The organism is Anaerotruncus sp. 80, assembly GCF_009936115.1.
GTDB lineage: Bacteria > Bacillota > Clostridia > Peptostreptococcales > Anaerovoracaceae > Senimuribacter > Senimuribacter intestinalis.
The window spans coordinates 65,012-81,054 of the sequence record NZ_QWES01000001.1 but is presented as its reverse complement, the minus strand read 5'-3'; the positions used below and the strand labels follow the sequence as shown (position 1 = coordinate 81,054).

The 16,043-nt window shown below is 43.7% G+C and carries 16 protein-coding genes; all 16 read left to right on the top strand.

From position 1 onward, the window contains the following. Positions 1–71: 71 nt before the first annotated feature. The 16 genes from D1155_RS00395 to D1155_RS00320 all read left to right on the top strand — a co-directional run bounded on the left by D1155_RS00395 (position 72) and on the right by D1155_RS00320 (position 16,030). Entirely contained in the window at positions 72–1,430 is a 1,359-nt protein-coding gene (locus D1155_RS00395; protein ID WP_160200433.1) for a Sapep family Mn(2+)-dependent dipeptidase, read from the top strand. Between the two features lie 20 nt (positions 1,431–1,450). Beyond that, positions 1,451–2,827, top strand: coding sequence for a Na+/H+ antiporter NhaC family protein (locus D1155_RS00390; RefSeq protein ID WP_160200432.1), 1,377 nt, complete (start codon positions 1,451–1,453; stop codon positions 2,825–2,827). Positions 2,828–3,169: 342 nt separating this feature from the next. Next, positions 3,170–4,189 carry a lysine exporter LysO family protein gene (locus D1155_RS00385; protein WP_160200431.1) on the top strand — a complete coding sequence of 340 codons (1,020 nt, stop codon included), beginning with the start codon at positions 3,170–3,172 and terminating at the stop codon, positions 4,187–4,189. Positions 4,190–4,360: 171 nt separating this feature from the next. Further along, the gene (gene rpsU, locus D1155_RS00380; RefSeq protein ID WP_022146591.1) at positions 4,361–4,540 is read left to right on the top strand and encodes a 30S ribosomal protein S21; all 180 of its coding nucleotides are present in this window, start codon (positions 4,361–4,363) and stop codon (positions 4,538–4,540) included. A gap of 25 nt (positions 4,541–4,565) precedes the next feature. Continuing rightward, positions 4,566–5,012: a GatB/YqeY domain-containing protein gene (locus D1155_RS00375; protein ID WP_160200430.1), complete on the top strand. Its 447-nt coding sequence runs from the start codon at positions 4,566–4,568 to the stop codon at positions 5,010–5,012. A 170-nt stretch (positions 5,013–5,182) separates the two neighbouring features. After that, complete coding sequence (locus D1155_RS00370) at positions 5,183–7,021, top strand: glycerophosphodiester phosphodiesterase family protein (RefSeq protein WP_160200429.1); 1,839 nt, start codon at positions 5,183–5,185, stop codon at positions 7,019–7,021. A gap of 77 nt (positions 7,022–7,098) precedes the next feature. Continuing rightward, positions 7,099–7,356 (top strand): YabP/YqfC family sporulation protein, encoded by a 258-nt coding sequence (locus tag D1155_RS00365; protein WP_160200428.1) that lies wholly within the window; start codon positions 7,099–7,101, stop codon positions 7,354–7,356. Further along, complete coding sequence (locus D1155_RS00360; protein ID WP_160200427.1) at positions 7,304–8,335, top strand: sporulation protein YqfD; 1,032 nt, start codon at positions 7,304–7,306, stop codon at positions 8,333–8,335. Before D1155_RS00365 ends, D1155_RS00360 begins: the two co-directional genes overlap by 53 nt. 28 nt (positions 8,336–8,363) lie before the next feature. Next, entirely contained in the window at positions 8,364–9,272 is a 909-nt protein-coding gene (locus tag D1155_RS00355; RefSeq protein ID WP_160200726.1) for a PhoH family protein, read from the top strand. Positions 9,273–9,286: 14 nt separating this feature from the next. Then, entirely contained in the window at positions 9,287–9,739 is a 453-nt protein-coding gene (ybeY, locus tag D1155_RS00350; RefSeq protein WP_160200426.1) for an rRNA maturation RNase YbeY, read from the top strand. After that, positions 9,740–10,144: a cytidine deaminase gene (cdd, locus tag D1155_RS00345; RefSeq protein ID WP_338548181.1), complete on the top strand. Its 405-nt coding sequence runs from the start codon at positions 9,740–9,742 to the stop codon at positions 10,142–10,144. Then, positions 10,141–11,049: a GTPase Era gene (gene era / locus D1155_RS00340; protein ID WP_161880223.1), complete on the top strand. Its 909-nt coding sequence runs from the start codon at positions 10,141–10,143 to the stop codon at positions 11,047–11,049. Before cdd ends, era begins: the two co-directional genes overlap by 4 nt. A gap of 3 nt (positions 11,050–11,052) precedes the next feature. Further along, positions 11,053–11,799, top strand: coding sequence for a DNA repair protein RecO (gene recO, locus D1155_RS00335; protein ID WP_160200424.1), 747 nt, complete (start codon positions 11,053–11,055; stop codon positions 11,797–11,799). 11 nt (positions 11,800–11,810) lie between these two features. Beyond that, positions 11,811–12,515: a DUF4342 domain-containing protein gene (locus D1155_RS00330; RefSeq protein WP_160200423.1), complete on the top strand. Its 705-nt coding sequence runs from the start codon at positions 11,811–11,813 to the stop codon at positions 12,513–12,515. A 35-nt stretch (positions 12,516–12,550) separates the two neighbouring features. Next, positions 12,551–13,954 carry a glycine--tRNA ligase gene (locus D1155_RS00325; RefSeq protein WP_160200422.1) on the top strand — a complete coding sequence of 468 codons (1,404 nt, stop codon included), beginning with the start codon at positions 12,551–12,553 and terminating at the stop codon, positions 13,952–13,954. A 24-nt stretch (positions 13,955–13,978) separates the two neighbouring features. Further along, positions 13,979–16,030, top strand: coding sequence for a putative PEP-binding protein (locus tag D1155_RS00320; RefSeq protein ID WP_160200421.1), 2,052 nt, complete (start codon positions 13,979–13,981; stop codon positions 16,028–16,030). The last annotated feature ends 13 nt before the right edge of the window (positions 16,031–16,043 follow it).

Here is a 16,043-nt window from a genome sequence, read left to right as displayed (position 1 = left end):
AAAAGTTTGCAGAAAATCATTGACCTCGGGGTTACCCCGAGGTTTATGCTTTTTTGTGAGGAGGTGAAACAATGGAAATATCGGCAGTGAAGTCTTATATTGCAGGGCAAAGAGAATTCATGATAAGGGATTTAGCCGGATTTGTCAGGATTCCCAGTATAACGGAGAATCGAAAGGAAGTGAGGCAGGCACTTCGATATATTTTGAAGCTGGCTCGCGATATGGGATTTTCCGCAAAAAGTGTCCTTGATGAGCAGGTAGGTGTGATTGAGCTGGGCGATGGTGACGAAACAGTGGGGATTTTAGCGCATGTAGATGTCGTTCCGCCGGGAAATCTAGCAGCTTGGCAGACGCCTCCTTTTGTTCTCGTACAAAAGGATAGCAAACTGTACGGGAGGGGAACCTTGGACGACAAAGGTGCGATTATCGCTTCCCTTTACGCCATGAAAGCGATTAAAGACAGTGGAATGCCAGTGCATAAAAAAATTCAACTGATTTTGGGCACGCAGGAGGAAGGGGAATGGTCGGATATGGACGCTTATGTGAAACAGTATCCTCTTCCTGATTATGGTTTTACGCCAGATGGGGAATTTCCCTTGTGCAATATTGAAAAGGGCTGCATGACGATGTGTCTGTCTTTTCCGGTGGAACAGATATCGGAAAGTGGACTGTTTTTAACAGAACTTTTCGCAGATAGCGCAGTCAATACTGTGCCGGGCAGCTGCACTGCAAAACTTTTTCAGTATGAAGAGGGGAAGAAAATCCGGGAGGAAGTTATAAACATCGAGGGGAAAAGCGCACATGCCTGTCAGCCGGAAAAAGGCCAAAATGCAATTTTTTTGATGGCGCAGAAATTAAAGACATATTCTCTTGAAGAGGGAACAATCTGGATGAGTCTGAAACGATTAGAAGAATGGTTTTCAGATTTGTATGGAGAAGGGATTGGGCTTTCCAACGAGAAACAGTACATAAACGGAGAGTACGTGGACAGAAACGTATTTTCACCGACAAGAATTTGTACAACTGACGATGCGCTGGAGGTATACGTTGACATTCGTTATGCATACGGTACGGATGACCGTAAGCTGATTGGAAAGATTACGAGCCTTTTGGAGTCATGCGGCGGCAAAGTGCAGGTGATTACCAACATGCCTGCTGTATATGTGAGCAAAGACAGACCTTTTATGCATGCCTTTGGACAGGCCTATGAAGAGGGCTGCGGCAGAAAAAATGAATTTGTGCTGGCATACGGTGGTTCCTATGCAAAGGCAATGCCTAATATCGTATCCTGGGGACCCATTTTTCCGGGAGATGAAGATACTTGTCATGCAGAAAATGAGTACATCACAGAAACGTGTTTGTTGGAAAATGCTATAATTTTTACAGCGGCGCTTGCAAAAATTACTTTATCAGAAAAGAGTTTTAAATAAACCAGAGAGGAGATGATTTTATGAGTTATGGATTTTGGAGTTTAATTCCGGTTCTTGTGATTTTGGCGTCAGCACTGATTACAAAGGATACATTTATTTCTATTTTATTAGGTGTAGCTGCAGGATTTCTCATGATTGCCGGTGGAAATCCGGTGGAAGCGTTTAACGGATTTTTGGATTCTTTGTATGTAGTCATGACCGATGAAAATACAGCGTGGGTGCTTTTAATCTGCGGATTGTTCGGTTCACTAATTAAGCTGATTACAGAAGCAGGCGGCGCGCTGGGCTTCAGCAGACTATCGGAAAAAATCCTGAAAACCAGAAAGATGTCCATGATCGGCACATGGATTTTAGGTATTATTGTTTGTGTTGACGATTATTTAAACTGTCTGGCAGTGGGGGCGGCAGTAAGAAAAATTACTGATAACGAAAGAGTTTCGAGGGAAATGCTGGCATACATTATTAACTCAACAGGTGTAACCGTATGCGCAATTATTCCGTTTTCATCATGGGCTGCATTCATGGGCGGTTTGATGGAAAAGGCAGATATGCTGGGCGGTTATAGCGTATCAGGCGCATATATTCATACCATTCCGTTTATGCTTTACGGCTGGCTGGCTGTAATCTGCGTGCCTTTGTTTATTCTAAAAATAATTCCGCTCTTCGGACCTATGAAAAAATCCGAGAAGAGAGCCTTGACGACTGGCGAAGTATTTTCACCAGAATCAAAAACACAGCTTGGAGAACTGCCCGATGAAGAATTGAAATTTAAGGATAAAAAGTGCAGAGCAATTAACTTTTTGGCGCCGATTCTATTGGTAGCGGTGTTAACCGTAACCACAGAAGATCTGCTCGTTGGTGTGTTTGCTGCGTTGGCGCTGTGCTTTGTCATGTATCTGCCGCAGAGACTCATGACTGCAAAGGAGTATTTTGACAATATCATGGATGGCTTGCAGGACATGTTCGGTATGCTGGTTGTAATTATTTTGTCGTACACCTTAATTGAGGTCAATGCACAGCTGGGACTTGTTGAGTTTGTTGTAGGTGTGGCATTGAAAGCTGTAAACCCAGCGTTGCTTCCTGCAACAGTGTTTGTGGTAATCGGACTGCTTTCTTTTGCTTCCGGCAGCTTCTGGGGACTTGCAGCCATTGCATTCCCGATTGTAGGATCGCTGTCAGCAGCTCTGGGGGTAAGTCCTCTGCTTTGTGGTGGTGCGTTGATTTCTGCCGTTGCATTTGGCGGTCATATCTGTCTGTATTCAGACACAGTTATCTTGACTTCTGCTTCCACACAAATTACCAATGCAGAGTATTTCCGTACTTCGGGACCGCTTGTAGCACTTCCCTTTGCTATTGCGACAGTTGGATTTATCGCGCTGGGCTTTGTGACGGCATAACAGAAACAATGAGAACAAATCACGTAAAACGCACGAAAACGTTTAATGATTTTCTGGAACTGACAAAGCTGACAGCTTTTTAGATTTTTGTCAGTTTTGTCTGTGTTTTTATCAAAAAACCTGACAGGACTGACAATTATTTTTGATTCTGTCAGTACTGTCAGGTTTTCAGGCGTATTAAGACGGGGTCTTTACGATTTGCTGACAAAATCCTACACGCTGCTATCATTTTGTCAGTATTGATGGCTAATGATACTTTTTATAGAACAGGTTGGCAACTATTGTCAGCCTGTTGTTTTTATATTATAATGAACCATAGCATGTTAAAAAAGGAGATATGGCATGGCGGATTTAGCACTATACCTGTCGATGGCGGTAATTGGTTATTTCTTTGGGAGCAAACTGCGCAATCACGAGACTTTGATTCGATGGACTGGAAGACTGCAGACCTTTGCGATTATCATATTGATTTTTTCCATGGGCATGCGAATGGGTGCTAACCGAGAGGTGGTGGAGAATCTCAATTCAATTGGACTCTATGCGTTGATTATGACGATTTCCATCATTTTGTTTTCCATCATAACCATGACGGCAGTTCGTAAACTGATGGGGATTGACCGTTTTGGAAATCTTCAAAGTAAGGCAGACTGCGGCGGGACGGTGCGAGAAATGACGTCGGAAACGGAAATAAAAACCGAAGGAGACGCAGACGAAGCATCTTCGGACAACAAGATGAACTTCATGACTGCTATCATCGTTCTTTGTGTGGCGGGCGGACTGCTCTTTGGACATTTTTGTATACCACATATTTTTTCGGATATGGAAGTTTTTTCAAATCTAATTAACGTGATGATAAATGCAGGACTCTGCGTACTGCTGTTTTTTGTCGGCTTTGATATGGGCGTGGACGGTACAGCGATGCAGCATTTTAGACAGGTGGGCGTGCGTGTATTTCTCTTTCCAGTGGCAGTGATGGCAGGAACCCTGATTGGGGCGGTGGTCTGTGTGCCGATTCTTTCCGAAATCTCGCTGCAGGAAGCCCTTGCAGTGGGCGGCGGTTTTGGCTGGTATACCTTTGCACCGGGACTGATTATGGAAGCAGGACTTGTGACCGCAAGTGCTATTTGCTTTATGCACAACGTTATGCGGGAGTTTATATCAATTTTGATTGTACCGCTGGTGGCAAAAAAGATAGGATATCTGGAGGCAATGGCGGTGCCGGCATGTTCGTCTATGGATGTTTGCCTGCCGATTATCGAACGTTCCACGAGAAGCGACATTGCCATATATTCTTTTATCAGCGGGGTTGTGCAAAGCGCAGCAGTGCCGATTGTAGTGCCGCTGATTTTGAGACTAGGCTGAAGGAAAGGGACCAGCACAGGCAGAATGTTTGTACTCGGGCAAAAAATGTAAAAAAAGATTTTTAATTTTAGACTTGCCTATCGCCGCCAAAAATAGTATAATAGTTCCGTTATAGGCAAAAGACTGTTCACAGCTAATTATTTTCAAGTTAGTCAGGAGGTGAATTGGAATATGGCACAGGTAATCGTTAGAGAAAACGAGAGTTTGGAAAGCGCTCTGAAGAGATTCAAGAGATCATGCGCAAGAGACGGCGTTATGAGCGAACTCAGAAAGAGAGAGCATTACGAAAAACCAAGCGTAAAGAGAAAGAAAAAGTCTGAAGCTGCTAGAAAAAAGGCTAAGAAATACTAGTCATTTAGGATCGAGGTGAGAGTAAATGACTTTAAAAGAACAATTAATGGCTGATTTTAAAGAGGCAATGAAAGCCCATGATGAAACAGCTAAGAGTACAATCAGTTTAGCTCGTGCTGCCATTAAGCAGTATGAGGTGGATAACAGAGAAGAACTGGACGACGCAGGCATTATTGCAATTTTATCCAAGCAGGTAAAAATGCGTAAGGATGCCCTCGCTGATTTTGAAAGAGCTGGAAGAGCAGATCTGGCAGAAGCATATAACGCGGAGATAGAAATTCTGAACAGATACTTACCGGAACAATTATCCAAGGAAAAAGTCATGGAGATTGTCAAGGAAACTGCAGACGCACTGGGAATTGAAGGCGGCAAGCAGAACATGGGTAAGCTGATGGGGCCTGTTATGGGCAAGGTCAAGGGTCTTGCGGACGGCTCCTTGGTAAAAGAAGTTGTGATGGAATTTCTGTCATAAAGCACAAAATACGAAAACAGGACAACCTGACAAAATGTCAGGTTGTTTTTTCTATTTGGAAGAGATAAATTTTTGCAACTTTAGCCGTTGGCAGCTTCTTAAAGAGATACTTGTCCACAAGGCTGCGATATTGTAAAATAGAAATCAATTGACAAAGGAGGAGACGGAACATGAGGAAAGTGTTAAAGAAAGTGATTCAATTTGAAATTTTATACAAACTGTTTATCATTTGTCTGGCAAACCCGCTGATGAATGAGATTTATCAGACTTATGTAGCCTCCAGAGGTCTTAACTTTAACAAGGATATTATTGCAACTTTTTCCAGCGTAAATGGATTCCTCATCTTTACAGCATTATTTTTATGTGCTGGTATGTTGGTGTTTTACGAATATGCAGTAGTTATTCATATCGTAAAGTTATGCAGGGATGGAGAGGAATTTAAACTGCCACAGGTTCTCAAAGGCTCTGTTTGGAATTTTAACTCGCTGAAAGGCTGGAACCTGATTCTGTCGGCTTTCGTTTTTGTTTTAGTAATTCCTTTTACTAATATACTTTGGACCAGCACCATGGTACCTGTGGTTGAGATTCCGTGGTTTATTCAGGGAGAAATGATTCGAAGTTTTATTGGCATTGTCGGCGTACTGGCAATCTATGCTGCGCATTTTATTCTGTATTTGCTGACTATGTTTGTTCCGATTTATATGGTGATGGGACAGCAAACATTGCTTACAGCCGTAAGCAGTAATTTGAAGCTTTTGAAAAAGATGGCGTGGAAGTATAAGGTGACAGCAACAGGCGGGGCGATTTTTTACTTCTTTGCAACGCCGTATATTACGTGGATTACCAGTAGGAAACGATTGGAATATAAGGACTTCGATCTGGATTTTGCCAAGTATTTGGTACATACCCAGGGATTTTGGCTGGATTTTCTCATTTGGCTTGCCTTCACAGCGGTCTCCGTCATAGTTTTGGCAGGCAGTGTTTATCTGCTTGTTGTTGTTTGGGAGAATTATGAGGGTAGAGAGAGGAACCATTATCCGGTGTGGGAAAGTGATTGGGCTGTTGTATTGCAGATTTTAGGTCGCCACGGCAGAGCCTTTAGCGTAAAGATGAAAAAGAAACGGAATATGGTTTTGGCAGCTACAGTGTTTTTTGGCGTTGCAGTTTATGTTGCAGCAGGTGCATTATCACCTGTTACAGATGTTCACAGGCCTTGGATTATCGGACATCGGGGAAGCAGTGCAGGTATTGAAAATACGATGGAAGCGGTAAAGGGAGCTTCTGATTTGAACTGCGCATTTGCAGAAGTGGATGTGCAGTTAACGAAAGACGGTGTTCCGGTGCTGATTCACGACACTAATCTTTGGCGTCTTTCCGGGGAGCGGGTTAATGTGGCAGATTTGACTTTGAAAGAATTGCAGGCGCGAAAGATTCGAGATAGAAATCATCCGGGGGAGGAAGGACGGATTCCGACTTTGGAGGAAGCCATCCGGTTTGCAAAGAATGCGAAAAGTGGTATGGGTCTTCTCATTGAACTGAAACCGTCGGGCGGTAATGAGAAGGAACTGGCGGCGGCTGTTATTAAATTAGTGGAAAAATTTGATTTTGGTGATCGGACGATTTTTATGTCCTTATATTATGACTGCATTTATCCTATTACAACAGCACATCCTGAATGGTGGGTGGGATATTGCATCTTTGGCACTTCTGGAGATATTGATGACTCCATTTGGAAGTATGATATAGATTTTCTTGCACCGGAAGAAAATCAAATCAGTTATTCGCTGGTGTATCAGGCGAGAACTCACGGGTTGCCTGTATATGTCTGGACGGTATATGACTTTGAGAAAGCCAGACAGTATTTGCAGATGGGCGTTAGCGGGATTATTACTGACTATCCGGAACTGATGAGACCTGAAATGGAAAAATTTCTGAGAGGTAGCAGTGAAAAACAGTACCAATGGAGAGGGGAAAGTTATCCGAAATCGGGGGTATTTCTGCAACAATAAAAATGGGAGCCTCTTCCCTTTTCTTTTATTCCCAAATCTTTGTCATATGTGAGCTGTTGATGTCATATGCTTTTTTTATGAAACTGCTAAATGAGATTACATATGATTTTGATATAAGAGGACCGAAGATTACAGCTTCTGCGAAAACTGCCATCATCGAAAATGTGAAACAGGTGGTGCTAATAAGCGACACGCAGGTGACGGTAGATACGGGGCGTTTCTATGTAACGGTGACGGGCGACCGTTTTATCATCAGTGAAATTTGGGAAGGGCGAATGGAACTTGAGGGCGAAATCACAGGAATCGAATTTTATAAAACATCGGGTAAACGTTAAACTAGAGGGATTTAAGCCGGAGAGGATTCTCTCGCAGGCAGCAGCAAAGGGCATTCTGCTGCGTCAAGTCCGCTATAAAGACGAAACTGAAGTTTATTTTACAGTCAGCAAGGAAGGTCTGCGCACTTTAAAAAAACTGGCAGGGAGCAAATACAAAATCACGCAGATTGGTGAAGGCGGTACAGTCTGCCTTTTTAAAAAATTGAAGGCAGGAAAGATGATGATTGCAGGAATCTGCGTGTTTCTGTTATTTTTCTTTGCACAGACACTCTTTGTACGGGAAATTAATATTATTGGGTGTGAAACCATTACGGAAACCAGTATCAGGGAACTGATTGCAGAAGAGGGGCTTTACGAGGGAGCACTGCGCCGTTTTGACTGTGATGATATAGAGAAAAAACTATTTCAAAACTTTGATACTATCGTCTGGAGCAGGGTGGCTTATGAAGGCGGCTATGTAGAAGTGCAGATTTCGGAAAGTAAACAGGCACCAGCTGCCGCCGCAAATAGTAAAAAGCCCTGTGATATTGTCAGCGATCAAGACTGCTATATCGAGCGAATTTACACCTATAAAGGAAGGGCGCTTGTAGCCGAGAACGATTTTGTGAAAAAAGGAGATATTCTTATCGCAGGTACCGTGCCGATAGAGCATCCCTCCTATCCGGTGGAGGAGGACGCAAAACTGGAGCACTATACTCATGCAGACGGCAAAATTGTGGCAAGAGTACCGTACTATTTTTCCTTCTATATGGATGCCGGGGAGTCAAAAAAGCGGGCGGAAGCCCTTTTACGGGATTGGATAAAAGAAAATACACCTAAAAACGCTGAAATTTTAAATAAAGACTTTTACTTTGACGAAAAAAAAGGTAAAATTAGAGTGTATGGAACTGTAGAAACTCGCCAGAGAGTTGGCGTAGAAAAGGAGATTGTAATTGACAAAGGCAAGCGAGGAACTAAAGAGAATTCAGATAGAGGATGATATAGATCGGATTGAGCTTTTTGGCAATATGGATGCCAATTTGAATTTGATTCAGGATAACACAGGTGTTGAGATTTTCCAAAGAGATGATAGTCTTCTTCTTCGAGGAGAGGAAATCGGGCTGGCGGAGAATATCCTAAAGGAACTGATGGCGGTACAAAGAAGCGGAGAACACCTGGATGTTCAGAAAGTGAACTATATCATAGGTCTTGAGAAGCAGGGACTTTCTTATAGAGAAAATAATGTCAGCAAGGATATTATCTGCTTTACCAGCAAGGGAAAACCTCTGCGTCCAAAGACCATCGGACAGAAAGAGTATGTAAACAGCATTCGCAAGAAGGATATTGTGTTTGGAATTGGTCCTGCGGGAACGGGAAAGACTTATATTGCAGTTGCTATGGCGGTAAGTGCTTTTAAAAATAAGGAAGTTCAGAAAATCATTCTGGCAAGACCGGCAGTAGAGGCAGGAGAACGTCTAGGATTTTTGCCGGGAGATTTACAGGAAAAAGTGGATCCGTATTTAAGACCGCTTTACGATGCCCTTTATGATGTATTGGGCAGAGAAAATGCACTGAGGCTCAAGGAAAAAGAAGCCATCGAAGTGGTGCCCCTGGCCTATATGAGAGGCAGAACTTTGGACAACGCTTTCATTATTTTGGACGAGGCGCAGAACACTACAAGGGAGCAGATGAAAATGTTTCTGACTAGAATGGGCTTTGGCTCTAAGGTCGTTGTGACCGGTGACGTGACCCAGATAGACTTGCCGAGAGGCAGGAAGAGCGGTCTGGTGGAAGCTGAGCGGGTGCTAAAGCATGTAAAGGACATCGACTTTTGTTATCTGAAAGATGTCGATGTAGTGCGTCACGAGTTAGTAAAGAAAATTATTAACGCTTATGATATCTATTATAAAAAACACCCGGAAGAAATACAGGAATAATTGAGGTTTACCAGATGAAAATATTTTTTGAAGAAGAACAGCAGGTCAGTAAGGAAATTTTAGAGACCATGGAAAAGGCGTTCGGACGCTGTCTTACTCTTTTAGGTATCGACGAAGGTCGCAGCGAAATCAGTGTTACCTTTGTAGGAGAAGAGGAGATTCGCTGCCTGAACAGGGATTACAGAAAGACGGACAAGGTTACTGACGTGCTCTCGTTCCCACAGTTTGATGACCTCGATGAGCTTCCGGAAGTTGGAGAAATTTGTCTGGGTGATGTGGTAATTTGTAAAGAACAGGCACAGCGTCAGGCAGAGGAATTTGGACATGCCTTTGAACGGGAAATCATTTATCTGTTTACACACAGTGTGCTGCATCTTCTGGGTTATGACCATATGAAGGAGGCAGACAAGAACGAAATGCGGGAGAAAGAAGAGCAGGTAATGGCGTATCTGGGAATCGGAAGATAAATTACCTTAGCAAAAAAGGAGATGAACATGGAAGATAGGGAGTTATTTCAAAAAGCACAATCAGTCCTAAAAAACGCCTATGTGCCTTTTTCGGGATTTCGGGTTGGCGCAGCGCTTTTAACAGCAGAGGGGAAAGTGTTTACTGGTGTCAATGTAGAAAATTCATCTTATGGCGGCACTATCTGCGCAGAGCGCACCGCTTGCGTGAAAGCGATTTCTGAAGGTGCTGCAGATTTCGTGACCATTGCCATCGCAGCAGAACAGGGGTGTGCGTTTCCCTGCGGTATTTGCAGACAGTTTCTCTATGAGTTTGCGCCGGCGCTGCGGGTGATTGTAGGAGAAGACGAGGAACATTTGAAAGAATATACATTGCAGGAATTATTGCCGGAAGGATTTAGAATATGATGAAATCAGGATTTATCGGTATTATCGGTCGTCCCAATGTGGGAAAATCGACACTTTTAAACAGCATATTAGGAGAGAAGGTTGCAATTACAACGGACAAGCCTCAGACGACCAGAAACAGCATTCGTGGTATTTATACCAGATTTGATGATGAGGCAGTGACCGGTACAGACGGTGTGCAGATGGTGTTCATCGATACGCCGGGCATACACAAGGCGAGAAACAAGCTGGGTGAGGCTATGACGGAAATGGCGGTCAACACTTATAAAGAAGTAGATGTGGTTCTATTCCTTGTTGACGGCAGCATGAAAAAAGGTCCGGGAGACAAGTATATTCTGGATATGATCAGAGATTTGGATACGCCCAAAATTCTGGTTATCAACAAAATTGATAAAATGGAACCGGAAGAATACAAAGAAATTTTTGACGAGTACGAAGAGACCGGCGTCTTTGACGCAATCTACGGTACTTCTGCCCTTGAGGGAAAAAATGTACCGCAGCTGCTTGCAAAGATTGAAACCTATTTGGAAGAGGGGCCGATGTTTTTCCCCGAAGACATGGTAACAGACCATCCGGAACGGTTTATTGTCAGCGAAATCATCAGAGAGAAGGTGCTCAATTACCTGGAAGAGGAGGTGCCGCACGGTGTTGCCATAGAAATTGAGTCCTATAAGGAAGAGCCGAACATTACTAGAATCGGCGCGGTAATTTACTGCGAAAGAAAATCCCATAAGGGTATTATCATCGGCAAGCAGGGCAAGAAACTGAAGGGTATCGGCAAAAGTGCCCGTCTTGAAATGGAAGCACTTCTTGGAACTAAAGTGTTTTTGCAGCTGTGGGTCAAAGTAAAAGAAAACTGGCGTGACAGCGACTTTGCACTGTCTAATTTTGGTTATAAGGAATAAGGGATGTACACGAGCACAGAGGGGATTGTCTTTCGGCAGGTAAAAGCAGCCGGCGGCAGGCGAATGATTCTTTTATTTACAAAAAAATATGGAAAAATCAGTGCGGGCAGCAGTCTAAGCGAGAAAGGCAGGAATAAAGCTGCGCTGGCGCTGCGCCCGTTTACTTATGGAAATTATGAGTTATATAAGGGAAGAGAGTACTATAATCTTAACAGTGGAGAGGTAAGGCGCAGCTTTTTTAGAATCGGCGAAGATGTAGATAAATATATGGAATCCGCGTTTGTGCTGGAACTTACGGAAAAGATGATGCCGGAGGATTTGCCGCAGCCAAAACTTTTCAATCTTCTCGTGGAATTTCTAACTGCCATGGAGAAGCGGGAGAAGAAGCATCGGACACTGGTTTTGGCCTATGAAGTCAAGGCGATGGGCATTTTAGGCGTCTTTCCTGTTTTGGACTGCTGTGCCTGCTGCGGAGAGAAAGAGCAGTTGCAGTACTTTAGTGTTCGGGACGGCGGTATGGTTTGCGGAAAATGCAGAAATAACAGCAATGATACATTGATTTATGCGCCGAAATTTGATATAGTTAATATATTAAAGTTTTTTTCAAAAATGCCTATGAGCGGCTTTGAAAAAATTGCGCTTGCAGATAGTGTAGGCGAGCTGCTGCAGTGCATTTTACGCGAATATATGTCATATTATTTAGAGATTGGCACGTTAAACAGCGAGAATATGTTTAGAGGAGAATTTTAGGAGGTATCAACATGGAAATCACATTAGAAAAGATTGAACTGGTGAAAGACAGAACCGGCGTGACCTATAAGGAAGCCAAGGAAGCTCTTGAAGCCGCAGAGGGGAATGTGGTAGACGCGATTATTGCAATAGAGGAAACCATTGACCAGAAGCCGGCGGCAAAACTGGGAGAACAGAAGGAAGCATTGATTGCCAAGATGAAAGAGGCGGTGAAGAAAGGAAATATTTCTAAGATTTTAGTTACTCGTGACGGAGATACACTGGTGAATATTCCTCTGACTGTTGGGGTTTTAGGGACTGTTGTTGCACCATGGGGGATGATTGCAGGTATCGTTGCAGCATTTGGCTTCAAATGCAAGATTGAATTTGTAAAAGATGACGGCTCTGTTATTGATATTACAGAAAAGGCTGAAGACCTTTACGAAGATGCCAAAGAAAAAGGTTCCGATATCTATGGAGATATTAAAGAAAAGGCGCCTGGCGTTTATGAAGATATCAAAGAAAAAAGCGGCATTGCCTTTGCAAAGGCAAAGGATGCAGCGATGGAAGCAAAAGATAAGCTGAAAAAAGACAAAGGCTATGATGATGAAGATGATTTTGACTGCTGCGTCAACATTTGCGATAAGGAATGCGAGGTTTGTGTAGAGCCTTGTGAAGAAAGATGTGATGACTGTCAGTATGATGAAATTCACGAAGAATTTCAGAAAGAAGACTAAAATATATAGTGAGAAAGGTCAGGAATTTAATACTAATGAGCAAAGAAGTTACTATGGAAAAAATCGTTGCACTGGCGAAAAACAGAGGTTTTGTGTTTCCGGGATCGGAGATTTACGGAGGACTTGCAAATACTTGGGATTACGGTCCTTTAGGTGTGGAATTTAAAAATAACGTCAAGAAAGCCTGGTGGAAAAAGTTTGTACAGGAATCGAAATACAATGTGGGCCTTGATGCTGCTATTTTGATGAATCCGAGAACGTGGGAAGCATCCGGTCATGTAGGCGGCTTTGCGGACCCGCTAATCGACTGTAAGGAATGTAAATCCAGGTTCAGGGCTGACAAGTTGATTGAAGAGTACATGCAGGAAAACGGCATGGAAGTTCTTCCTGTTGACGGCTGGTCCAATGAAAAACTGGAAGGATATATTGCCGAAAAAGGGATTAAATGCCCAGATTGTGGAAAGAGTAATTTTACAGGCATCAGACAGTTTAACCTGATGTTTAAGACTTTTCAGGGAGTTACAGAAGATTCCAAGGCGGAGATTTACTTAAGACCTGAAACAGCGCAGGGTATTTTCGTAAACTTTAAGAATGTACAGAGAACGGCAAGAAAGAAAATTCCGTTTGGTATCGCCCAGATTGGTAAATCCTTCCGTAACGAGATTACGCCGGGTAACTTTACATTCAGGACCAGAGAGTTTGAGCAGATGGAACTGGAATTCTTCTGTAAGCCGGGAACCGATTTGGAGTGGTTTGACTATTGGAAGCAATACTGCATTAACTTCCTCAAATCTCTGAATATGAATATGGAAAATATCAGAACCAGAGATCACGAGAAAGAAGAACTTTCTCACTACAGCAATGCAACCACTGACCTGGAATACTTATTCCCGTTTGGCTGGGGTGAACTTTGGGGGATTGCAGACAGAACTGACTTTGACCTGAGACAGCACAGTGAGTTCTCCGGACAGGAAATGAACTATGTAGATTCAGAAACGGGCGAAAAGTATATTCCGTACTGTATTGAGCCGTCTCTGGGTGCAGACAGAGTTGCACTGGCATTCCTCGTTGACGCATACTGTGAAGAAACTTTGACCGACGGAAACGGAAAGGAAGACACCAGAGTTGTGATGAAATTCCATCCGGCGCTTGCGCCATTTAAGGCTGCGGTACTTCCTCTTGCAAAGAAGCTGGCGCCGGTTGCCGAACCTGTTTATGAAGAACTTGCGAAGTATTTCAGCGTGGACTACGATGCAGCTGGATCTATCGGAAAGAGATACAGAAGAGAAGATGAAATTGGTACACCGTTCTGCATCTGTGTAGATTTTGATACGGAAGCTGACGGATGTGTGACCATTCGTGACAGAGATACAATGGAGCAGGTTAGACTGCCGATTGGGGAAGTAAAGGGATACATCGAAGAAAAGCTAATCTTTTAATCGGTGGAAGAAGGAGATTAGAGCATGAGCAAATTTGTATATGCGTTTAACGAAGGCTCAAAGGACCTCGTAGGGCTTCTCGGCGTAAAGGGGGCAAATCTGGCTGAAATGACCAGAATTGGACTGCCGGTACCTTTTGGATTTACTGTGACAACGCAGGCGTGCAATCAATATGTTGAACAGGATTGCACGATTGGCGAGGATATCGCTGCTGAAATATTTGTGAAGCTTGAGGAACTGGAAGAAGTCACCGGAAAAAGATTTGCTGATAAAGAGAATCCTTTGTTGGTGGCGGTTCGCCCTAGTGCAGCGTGTGCTGATGTTCAGACGCCGGATACTATCTTGAACCTTGGATTAAACGATGATATAGCAGAATGTTTGAGTCAGCAGACTGCAAATTCCGGATTTGCTTATGACTGTTACAGAAGACTGCAGCAGATGTATGAAGCGACAGTGGGATGCGGAAGTTTTCCGCAAAATCCAAAGGAGCAGCTCCTTGCTGCAATTGCCGCTATATTTTCTGCATGGCATAGCACAGATACACAGGGCACAGGCATTGCAGTCTGTGTGCAGGCTATGGTGTTTGGAAATCTGGGAGAGGATTCCTGCACCGGAGTTGCCCATTCCAGAAACCCAGAAAATGGTGAGAACTTGCTCTTAGGAGAATTCTTGCAAAACGCGCAGGGAAAACTGAAGGCGGCAGAATCGGGGCGATGTGCAGTAAAATCTTTGAAAGAAATGCCAATGATTTTCCCTGCTGCTTATGAAGAACTTATGCGGATTTCTGCGGTATTGGAAAAGTATTTTTTGGACATGCAGGACATGGAATTTGTCGTTGAGCGCGGCAAGCTATGCATGGTGCAGACTGGCGCTGCGAAGCGAACTGCGGAAGCGGCAGTAAAAGCGGCGGCAGATATGGCTAGCGAAGGACTGATTACCAAGGAAACGGCGGTTTTGAGAATTGATCCAAGCAGAACCTCCTGCTTAAACGGTGGCTGTGCTGAAGAATTGGAAAAAATTCTGTCTTGGGCTGACGAAATTAGGACACTGAAAATCAGAGCCAATGTGGACAGACTGGAGGAACTGCAGACAGCAGCAGCCCTTGGTGCAGAAGGAATTGGACTTTGCCGAACGGAGCAGATTCTTCTTAAAAGAGAAAATTTGCCAATAATCTGTCAGGCGGTGATGGCGGATAGTCAGCAGCAAAAAGCCCATGCTCTGGAAAAACTGTTTCAGTATCAGAAAGAGTGTTTTAAGACAATCTATGAAGTGATGGAGGATAGACCTGTCGCCATTCGGCTGCTGGATGCGCCTCTTTCTACGTACCTGCCTCATACAGAGGAGGATATTAGATGGGTTTCAGCATGTACAGGTATTTCCTGTACGCAGATTGAAGAAACATATAAGCGGCTTCAGGAAATGAATCCTATGTTGGGTCACAGAGGTTGCAGACTAGCTGTTACTTATCCGGAAATGGCGGAAATGCAGACTCGTGCTATTATAGAAGCTGCTATCGAGGTGCAGCAGCAAAAAGGTATTGAAGTTTCACCAGAGATTATGGTGCCGCTCATTGGAATTGATAAAGAGATGGAATTTGTCAAGGACATCGTAGTTAGAACGGCACAGCAGTGCAGCGAAAAGAGTGGCTGTGAAGTACGCTTTTATGTGGGCACTATGATTGAAGTACCCAGAGCAGCACTGATTGCGGATAAAGTAGCGAAAGAGGTGGATTTTTTCTCCTTTGGTGCCAGCGATTTGACGCAAATGACCTTTGGATTTTCTAGAAACGACACGGAACTAATGATTGCAGAATATATCCGAAAAGGAATTTTAACGGAGGACCCGTTTCAGACCATCGACAGAGATGGAATTGGAAGCCTGATGGATACAGCTGTTAAGGCAGGCAGACAGGTGAAGCCAACCCTAAAAATCGGGCTTTGCGGTGAACACGGGGGAGACCCTGCCAGCATTGCGTTCTGTCACCAGCTTGGACTGAACTATGTGTCCTGCAGACCACAGCTTTTGGCTGCTGCAAGAATTGCGGCGGCGCAGGCGGTGCTAAACGATAAGCAATAGCAAAAAAATAGGC